Genomic DNA, 8,501 nt, shown 5'->3' with positions numbered 1-8,501 from the left:
GAGAAGGGTTTCGGTCGTTGCGGCGGGAAGAATCCCGCGCCGTTTCCGCAGGCACGGGTCGCGGCGCTGGTTGAGTGCGGCACCCGCGCGGTGATAGCAGCGGAGATCGATCCGTGGAAGGAGCAAGAGCGGGTACAGGTCGCTCGGCTCCTGCACGCGTTCGAGCCGGGGATGCTGGTCCTCGCCGACGCCGGGTTCTATAGCTATGAGCTGTGGAAAGCCGCCGCGGAAACCGGCGCGGACCTGGTCTGGCGGGTCCAGTCCGAGCTCAACCTGCCCGTGCTGTCAGTGCTGCCCGACGGATCCTATCTGTCCGAGGTCGGCGACCCGCAGCAGAAACGTCACAATCGCGAATACGAGCGGAAACGTCGCGCCAGCGGCACAGCGGTCGACTATATCCCGCTCCGGGTAATCGAATACGAGATCCCCAACAGAGATGGCCGGAACGAAATCATCCGGCTGATCACCACAATTCTGGAACCAGTCGAAGCGCCGGCCGCGGAACTCGCCGCTGTCTATCACGAGCGATGGGAGGAGGAATCAGTATTCGATGAGATCGAAACCCATATTCGTGGCGGCTCGACTGTGGTGTTACGGTCGAAACACGCCGAAACGGTCCGACAGGAACTCTGGGCGCTCCTGCTGACACATTACGCGATACGGCATCTGATGACCGAGGCGGCCGAACAGGCCGATATCGACGTCGACAGGATATCCTTTATCCGCTCATTCCGGGCGGTCCGCCGCCAGGTCAGTGACCAGGCGGCGTTTTCCCCCCGAAACACTTCGCCAAGCGACCCGGGAAGCGATCTCCGAGATCCTTGACCGGCTCAACCCGGCACGACGGAACCGCAGCTGTCCCCGCGCCGTGAAGAAAACCCAAAGCCGCTACAAGAAGAAAACCGGCCCCGCCAGCGTCCGCTACGACAAGTCACCAATCATCGCCATCCGTACCCGAAACCGGCCAGAAGAGCCTCGAACACCCGTGTCCACCTGCGGAAATGCTAAGTAAGTGGCATTGATCCCTGGGGGGCGCGCCCTGCACCAGCGTATCGGGAGGGGGTGTCGGGGGGCGGGGTTCCGGGGAGTGAGGGGCAGGGTTGTCCACAACTGTGGGTGGGTGTGGACAGCTTGTGTGGATAAGTCGGTAAAGCCAGGTCAGAGTGGGTGGAGACGTGGCTGTTGGGGGTCGTGTGACTGGTGGGGTGTTGGGTTTGGGCGCCGGTGGACACGAATGGAGCAGCGGTGACTTGAAGGCCCCCTTGGGGACGCTCAACGTCTCAAAGGGGGCCTTCGGGACATCCGGGGGTCCATAGTGGACGGACGTGGGCCGAAAGCGTCCTTCAGCCCGCCCCCGCGGCACCGAAACCCCTCATGCCTCCCCGAACTTGCTCGCCAAATACCCCTTCACCACCGACTTCGCCTCCGCCACGATCCGCTCGTCCCCGCGCGGGTCCCGCCGGAAGGCCAGCTTCAGCAGCGCGTCGGCCGTCTCGTTCGCGATCGTCAGCGCGAACCGGATGTCGTCCGGCGGCGACTGGATCCGCGCGGCGAGCACGTCGGTGAGCGCGTCGACGATGACGGCGTTGTTGTCGCGGGTCTCGTCGAGGAGCTGCCGGTCCACGACGTCACCGAAGTGGACCTTCGAAAAACCGGGCACCTCGCGGTGCATCGCGAGGTAGATGTCGAGGATCGAGTCCACGACGTCCCACCAGTGTTCGGGCGCGAGTTCGTTCAGCGTTTCCGACACCGAAGCGACGAACCGTTCGAGGTTCCGCTGCGTCAGCGCCTGAACCACGGCTCGCTTGTCGGGGAAGAACTGGTACAGCGAACCGACGGCCACTCCGGCGCGCTTCGCGATCAGCGTGGTCGTCAACGCGTCGTAACCGAGTTCGTCGATCAGCTGGGCGCTGGCGTCGAGCATCTGCTCCACCCGCTTGGCGCTGCGCTGCTGAACGGGCTGCCGCCGGAGCGGAGTCGTCTCCGCTTGCGGTTTCGCGGCCTGGATGTCGGACACTCGGGCTCCTCCTTCGCTGATCTGCGACTTTATCGTGCCGACAGGGTTCCCCCCGGTCGAGTGAAGGCATAGTATCTGAGAACTTTTCATGTTCGGCCGAGTCTGAAGAGGAAAGGTGTGCCGCCGGTGGAGAATCCGACCTTCCCGTCCGAATTCCTGTGGGGTGTTTCGACCTCCGCCTTCCAGATCGAGGGGGCGACCGGGGAAGGCGGCCGAGGACAGTCCATTTGGGACACGTTCACCGAAACGGAGGGAAAGATCGCGCGGGCTGAGCACGCCAAGGTAGCGGCCGATCACTTCCACCGCTACTCCGAGGACATCGCGCTGATGGCCGAACTCGGGGTCGGCGCCTACCGGATGTCCTTCGCCTGGCCCAGGATCCAGCCCGACGGTGAAGGCAAGCCCAACGCCGAAGGCCTTGCCTTCTATGACGAATTGATCGACGAGGTCTGCGCCGCCGGCATCGCGCCTGCCGGGACGCTGTTCCACTGGGACCTCCCGCAGGCGCTCGAAGACAAGGGCGGCTGGCTTTCCCGTGATACCGCCGAACGCTTTGGCGAGTATGCCGCCATCGTGGGCGAACGGTTCTCCGATCGGGTGAAAATGTGGATCCCGCTCAACGAGCCCATGGTCATGTCGATCTTCGGCTACGCGATCGGCGAATACGCGCCAGGCAAGACGCTTCTGCTCGACGCCTTGCCCACCGCGCATTACCAGAATCTCGCGCACGGTCTGGCGGTCCAGGCCCTCCGCGCAGCCGGTGCCCGCAGCGTCGGCACCGCCAACAATCATTCGCCGATCTGGCCCGCCTCCGATTCGCCGGAGGACAGGACCGCGGGCGAATGGATCGACGCCCTCATCAACCGCACCTACGCGGATCCGGTGCTACTCGGCCGATATCCCGAACAAGTCGTCGACCACCTCCCGGTGGGATTCGCCGACGATCTGCCCACCATCGCGCAGCCGCTCGACTTCTACGGGGTGAACTACTACGAGCCGCAGGGCGTCGCCGCGCCCGGCGAAGGCAACCCGCTGCCCTTCGAGCTTCGCGCGATCGAGGGATATCCCATGACCACCAACGATTCGCCGATCGTCCCGCATGGACTGCGCGAGCTGCTCGTCGGTTTCCACGAGCGCTATCGCGAGCATCTTCCGCCCGTCTACATCACCGAAAACGGGTGCAGCTTCGACGACGTCGTCGCCGAAGACGGACACGTCCACGACCAGGAGCGCATCGACTTCCTCGACAGTCACCTCGTCGCGGTGCGCGAGGCGATGGACGCCGGCGTCGACATCCGCGGGTACTTCGTCTGGTCGCTGATGGACAACTTCGAGTGGTCGAAGGGCTACCAGCCACGCTTCGGCCTGGTGCACATCGACTACGAGACGCAGAAGCGCACACCGAAGGACTCCTTCGGCTGGTACCGCGACCGGATCCGCCATGAGTGAGGTCCGGGAGCTGCCCGAGGCGCTCGCCGAACCGGTCGCCAGGGTCCGCGCGGGCTGGACGAGCCTGCTGTTCTTCGCGAATATCGCGCTCTGGCTCGGGGTCTACGCGCCGATCCAGGTTCTCCTGCCGAAACAGGCCGAGCTGCTGGACGCCGCCAACAAGGAGGCCGTGTTCAGCCTGGTCACCGGTATCGGCGCGGTCGTCGCGCTGATCGCCAACCCGGCCGTCGGCCTGCTGTCGGACCGCACCTGCTCGGCCCGCGGCCGCCGTCATCCGTGGACGGCGGCCGGGGCGGCGGTCGCCGCGGCCGGGCTGCTCGTCCTCGCGTTCGCGCCGAACGTCGCGGTCATGGTGTTCGGCTGGTGCCTGGTCCAGGCGGGACTGAACGGAATGCTCGCGATGCTGGTCTCGGCCATCGCGGACCGCGTTCCGGTGCCCCAGCGCGCGCAGGTCGGCGGGCTGGTCGGCATCGCCCAGATGCTCGGGACCGTGCTCGGCGCGGTGGTGGTCGTGGTGCTGCTCGACCTCGCCGGTCTCCCGCTGGGATACGCGGCGTGCGCGGCCATCGTGCTGGCGGGTGCGGCGGCGTTCGTCCTTCGCACGCCGGACGCGCGGCTGCCGGTCGCGTTCCGGCCGTCCGCCCGGACCCGGGACGTGCTCGCGAACCTGTGGATCTCTCCGCGGAAACATCCGGACTTCGCCTGGGCGTGGGGCTGTCACTTCATGATCGGGCTCGGCAACGCCTTCGGGACGCTCTATCTGTTGTTCTTCCTGAAGGACGCGGTGCACCACGAAGACCCGGACACCGGCCTGCTGATCATGATGGGGTTGTACGGCGCCGCGCTCGTCGTCGGCGCGCTCATCGCCGGGCACTTCTCCGACAAATCGGGACGCCGCAAGCCGTACGTCCTCGCGGCGTCGGCGGTGATGGCCATCGCGGCGTCGCTGCTCGTCGTCTGGCAGAACTGGACGGCCGCGCTCGCGGCGTCACCGTTGCTGGGTGTCGGTTTCGGTGCGTACATGGCCGTCGCGCTGGCGATGCTCACCCAGGTGCTGCCCGCCGCGCAGGACCGGGCGAAGGACCTCGGGGTCATCAACATCGCGAACTCGCTGCCGCAGGTGGTGGCGCCGATGCTGACCGCGCCGATCCTGGCCTACCTGGGCGGATATCCGAGCCTCTTCGCGGCCTCGGCGCTGTCCACCGTCATCGCCGCGGTGCTGGTCACGCGGGTGAAGGGCGTTCGCTAGGCCTTTGGAGACCGCGGACCGGTGCCGGTCGGGGGAGGGGAGTGCAACGGCACCGGCCCGCGGGGTTCGGGGATGGCAGCGCGCTCCGGGGCAGGTATCGCGCTGCGTTTGTGATCATCAACCTAGCGACCGATTACTGCCTTCGCTAGGTGTTCTGCCGATAATTTTCGATTAATCGCGGTGGGGACCGGAGTGATTACCGAGAGCGGCTCGACGCGTTCGGGGGTACGCGCGAACCGCCACCGGCGAAGGCGAGATCGTGGCGTGGTTGCCGAGGGGGCGCTCGGACCGCCGTTCACTCGCCGGTCTTTCAAGCCGTGATGGCGGGGCGGCGCGGGTTGACCAGCGCGTGCCTGCCGGTGGTTTCCGCCGCGCTCACCCTGCTCTGTCCGGGGACGCGGCGGCGGGCTTCGCGCCGGTGGTCCTGGGAGGCCGCGGTCTGCTGGGGCGCGAGGCCGCCGGCGACCAGGTGCTCGTGCGCGACCTGCCATACCGAGCAGGGAGCCTTGCACTTGTGCCAGCGGGTCGAGCAGGTGGGGCAGTCCCCGCGCTCGTCGGGCTCGTGCGCCAGGAGCATCGCGCGCCAGCCTTCGGTCAGGCGGGGGAGCTCCGAGCGGGCGACCGAGACGAGCGATTGCGCGTCCGCCCGGTTCGCGAGATCGGAGAGCATGTCGAGGCGTTCCCAAACCGCGTTGCGGAGGACTTGCCCTAGGACCTGATCCACGGAGAACTCACCGTTACCTTTCCGCCATCTTGGCGGCTTCGTTGAGCGCTGCCCTGAGCTGGCCGAGCTGGCCGGAGGTCAGGCGCGCGGTCTCTCCCGGCGGCGAGACGAGAACCACCTGGTTGTCTTCGACGAACACGGTGACGGCGCGTTCACGGCTGATGAGATCGCCGCACTGCACGCGCCAGACCAGCTGTCCGCCTTCGTAACGGCGCACACTCGCGGTACGAGGGTCGACCGGGGCGGAAGGGGAGACCGGACGGTTGGCGCCGGGGGCGACGGCGACCGTCTGCTGACCGGCGGGGCCGGCCGCACGCAGGTGGCGCGTGGCCATACCGGGCCGTCCCGCGGTGATGGAGCCTGTTGCGATCGAGTCCACGAACTCCACTGGCTCTTCTCCGCTCTCTCGTTCCACGTCGTCTTCGTATCCGCGTGTCCGCACCCTGAGGGGGTTCGGAGACTTGGTAGCTCTCTGTGATCGCTGCCGGTGGCCGGTCGGTCACGGAGATCTGACAACTACAGTGATGTGAAACCGAGTGCGATAGAAGGTCGAACCGCCGTCATAGCGGTGACCGGACGAGGTTTCACGGTAAGCGGTCAAACGACTTCTGCCGGGCCGATCACGACGGGCGATCCGGTGTTTCGCACGGTTGAATAGGTGTGCCTACGCTGTTTCTCGACCCCAACGGAACTGTGAGGGGGCGCAATGGACGCCAGTATCGGTGGCGGCGCTGTCGCCGGCTCGGACGCTGCAAGCGGTTCGGGTCGCCAGAGTCACCCCGTGCCACCGGATGCCTGGGAGCAGCCGGAGATGCGAGCCGCACTGGCCAGCCGGGAGATCTCGTCGGTGTACCGGCTGTTGCGCAAGCACGGTGTTTCGCAGCGTCAGATCGCCGCGATGACCGGCCAATCGCAGTCCGAGGTGTCCGAGATCCTCAAGGGTCGCCAGGTGATGGCGTACGACGTGCTCACCCGCATCGCTGACGGCCTTGGTGTCCCCAGGGGATACATGGGTCTCGCCTATGACGAGGCGACAGCGATAAAGGTCGTCGGTGCTGCCGACGGCCAGCAGGCGGAGGAGGACGAGTCCGTGAAGCGACGGAGGTTCCTCGCGCACGCCGCCCAGGTCACGATGGGTGCGGCGGTGTTCGGTCCGGAATCGGGTACGTGGTCGGCGGGCCCCGCGAAGACGCCCGCCCCCGGGCGGATCGGCATGACGGACGTCCGCCAGGTGGAAGCCGCGACCAGAGCGCTCCGGTCCCTCGACTACCAGTACGGCGGCGGTTTCTGCCGCGACGCCGTGGTCGCCCAGCTGTCCTGGGGACAGCAGATGCTCGAGTCCAACGGCACCGAGATGGTCAAAAGCAGGCTGTACGTCGCGCTCGCCGACCTGCACAGCCTGGCGGGCTGGACCTCCTTCGACACCGGCCTCATGGATTCCGCCCGCGGTCATTTCGCGAACGCGCTCGACCTGGCCAAACAGGGCGACAGTCACCCGCTGGTGGCCAACGTGCTGTACCGGATGGGCCGGGTCTACCTGCACAACGACGCGCCCAACGACGCCTTGAAACTGTTCCAGCTCGGCCAGATCGCCGCCCAGGAATCGGGTTCCGAGCTGGCGGTCGCCGTGCTCTGCGCCAACGAGGCCTGGGCCTACGCGATGATGGGCAACGAGGAGCAGGCCACGAAGCTGCTCGGCCGGAGCAAGGACGAGTTCGCCCGCGCCGATCTGGCCGAGGCCGAGTCCTGGGTCAAGTTCTTCACCGAGACCGACGTCTACGCCATGATCGGCACCGTGCACACCGTGCTCGCCGAGAAGAACGCCGAGCACACCAAGTACGCGATCCCCGCGCTGACCAAGGCCGTCGAGTCCTACACCGACGACATGGCCCGCAGCAAGACGTTCATGCTCAGCGCCCTGGCGACGAACCACCTGCTCGAAGGCGATCTCGACCACGGAGCGAAGGTGGGTTCGAAGGCCATCGACTGCGCCGAAGGCATCAAGTCGGAGCGGGTGAAGGACCGGATGCGGCCGCTGCAGGTCGAGGCGGAACGCCGCCGGAACAACGCCGATGCCCGTGACCTCGCCGACCGCCTCAACTCCTTCTACGCAGCCTGAGCCGACCGGTCCGGGCGGCCGGTTCACGCCCGCCATCCTGCGCGACGCCCTCGGGCGGACGTGCGATCTGCTGGGCGTGGACCCCGAGGGCGCCCGCCTGCTGAGGTTCACCAACAACGCCGTCTACGAGCTGGCGAGCGCGCCGTTCGTCGTCCGGATCGTCGGTTCCACCCGGCTGCGGCACCGCGTCGGCACGGTCGTGCGGGTCGCGCGGCACTTCGAACGGCACGACGTGCCGGCCATCCGTCTCGTTCCCGGCCTCGACCAGCCGCTGCCGGTCGGCGAACATCTCGTGACGGTCTGGTGGAAGGTGCCGCCGACCGGCCGGAAGGCGAAGTCGGCCGATCTCGCCGAGCTGCTGCGCCGGGTCCACGCGCTCGAACCTCCGGAGGGGCTCCCCGATTGGGCGCCGTTCGCCGCGGTCCGCGCCCGCGTTTCGGACGCGGAGGAGCTGACCGACGGCGACCGGCGGTTCCTGCTCGAACGCTGTGCCGAGCTCGAAGCCGCGCTCACGAACCTCGACTTCCCCCTGCCCCGCGGCCTCGTCCACGGGGACGCGCACACCGGGAACGTGATCCCGGGACCGGACGGACCGGTGCTGTGCGATTTCGATTCGTCCTGTGTCGGGCCGCCGGAATGGGATCTGACGCCACTCGCCGTCGGCCGTGAACGGTTCGGTGATCCACCCGCGCGCTATCGCGTGTTCGCGCAGCGATACGGATTCGACGTGACCACTTGGTCCGGGTTCTCGGTACTGCGTGCCATCCGTGAACTGAAGCTCACGACGAGTGTCCTCCCGATTCTCCGGAGTCATCCCAGCGTGCGGGATGAACTGCGGAAACGGTTGAACGATCTCCGGAACGGGCGTACTGGGGCGCGCTGGAACCGGTATCGGTGACTCCCTCGGGAAAGGTATCTGCACGTGCATTCGCCGACGGCGAAT

The 8,501-nt window shown here is 67.1% G+C and carries 8 protein-coding genes; 5 read left to right on the top strand and 3 right to left on the bottom strand.

The genetic code is table 11. The annotated features are described in order from the left end of the window. The coding region (locus ACZ3HL_RS28800; RefSeq protein WP_465534729.1) for an IS4 family transposase at window positions 1-825 on the top strand (825 nt) is incomplete at its 5' end. A 547-nt stretch (window positions 826-1,372) separates the two neighbouring features. On the opposite strand, the gene ACZ3HL_RS28795 is transcribed toward ACZ3HL_RS28800, so the two are convergent. After that, window positions 1,373-2,017 (bottom strand): TetR/AcrR family transcriptional regulator, encoded by a 645-nt coding sequence (locus ACZ3HL_RS28795; protein WP_063276750.1) that lies wholly within the window; start codon window positions 2,015-2,017, stop codon window positions 1,373-1,375. Between the two features lie 126 nt (window positions 2,018-2,143). Between ACZ3HL_RS28795 and ACZ3HL_RS28790 the strand changes: the two genes are divergently transcribed. Both ACZ3HL_RS28790 and ACZ3HL_RS28785 read left to right on the top strand, forming a co-directional pair. After that, entirely contained in the window at window positions 2,144-3,466 is a 1,323-nt protein-coding gene (locus ACZ3HL_RS28790) for a GH1 family beta-glucosidase (RefSeq protein ID WP_465534728.1), read from the top strand. Further along, window positions 3,459-4,715 (top strand): MFS transporter, encoded by a 1,257-nt coding sequence (locus tag ACZ3HL_RS28785; protein ID WP_465414447.1) that lies wholly within the window; start codon window positions 3,459-3,461, stop codon window positions 4,713-4,715. The genes ACZ3HL_RS28790 and ACZ3HL_RS28785 overlap by 8 nt, the downstream gene beginning before the upstream one ends. 310 nt (window positions 4,716-5,025) lie before the next feature. Here the strand turns inward: ACZ3HL_RS28785 and ACZ3HL_RS28780 are convergent, their stop codons facing one another. Together ACZ3HL_RS28780 and ACZ3HL_RS28775 are read right to left on the bottom strand one after the other, a co-directional pair. Beyond that, on the bottom strand, window positions 5,026-5,439 hold the full coding sequence (locus ACZ3HL_RS28780; protein WP_457958931.1) for a hypothetical protein: 414 nt from the start codon (window positions 5,437-5,439) through the stop codon (window positions 5,026-5,028). A gap of 13 nt (window positions 5,440-5,452) precedes the next feature. Beyond that, window positions 5,453-5,827, bottom strand: a complete 375-nt coding sequence (locus ACZ3HL_RS28775; RefSeq protein WP_016330535.1) for a hypothetical protein — start codon at window positions 5,825-5,827, stop codon at window positions 5,453-5,455. Between the two features lie 423 nt (window positions 5,828-6,250). Between ACZ3HL_RS28775 and ACZ3HL_RS28770 the strand changes: the two genes are divergently transcribed. Beyond that, entirely contained in the window at window positions 6,251-7,558 is a 1,308-nt protein-coding gene (locus tag ACZ3HL_RS28770; RefSeq protein WP_465415008.1) for a helix-turn-helix domain-containing protein, read from the top strand. After that, window positions 7,518-8,456 carry a phosphotransferase family protein gene (locus ACZ3HL_RS28765; RefSeq protein ID WP_465534736.1) on the top strand — a complete coding sequence of 313 codons (939 nt, stop codon included), beginning with the start codon at window positions 7,518-7,520 and terminating at the stop codon, window positions 8,454-8,456. The genes ACZ3HL_RS28770 and ACZ3HL_RS28765 overlap by 41 nt, the downstream gene beginning before the upstream one ends. Window positions 8,457-8,501 lie beyond the last annotated feature (45 nt).

The sequence above is a fragment of the Amycolatopsis sp. NPDC000009 genome, from assembly GCF_055563465.1.
The sequence above is the reverse complement of the archived record's forward strand: the minus strand, read 5'-3'. Positions and strand labels throughout refer to the sequence as shown.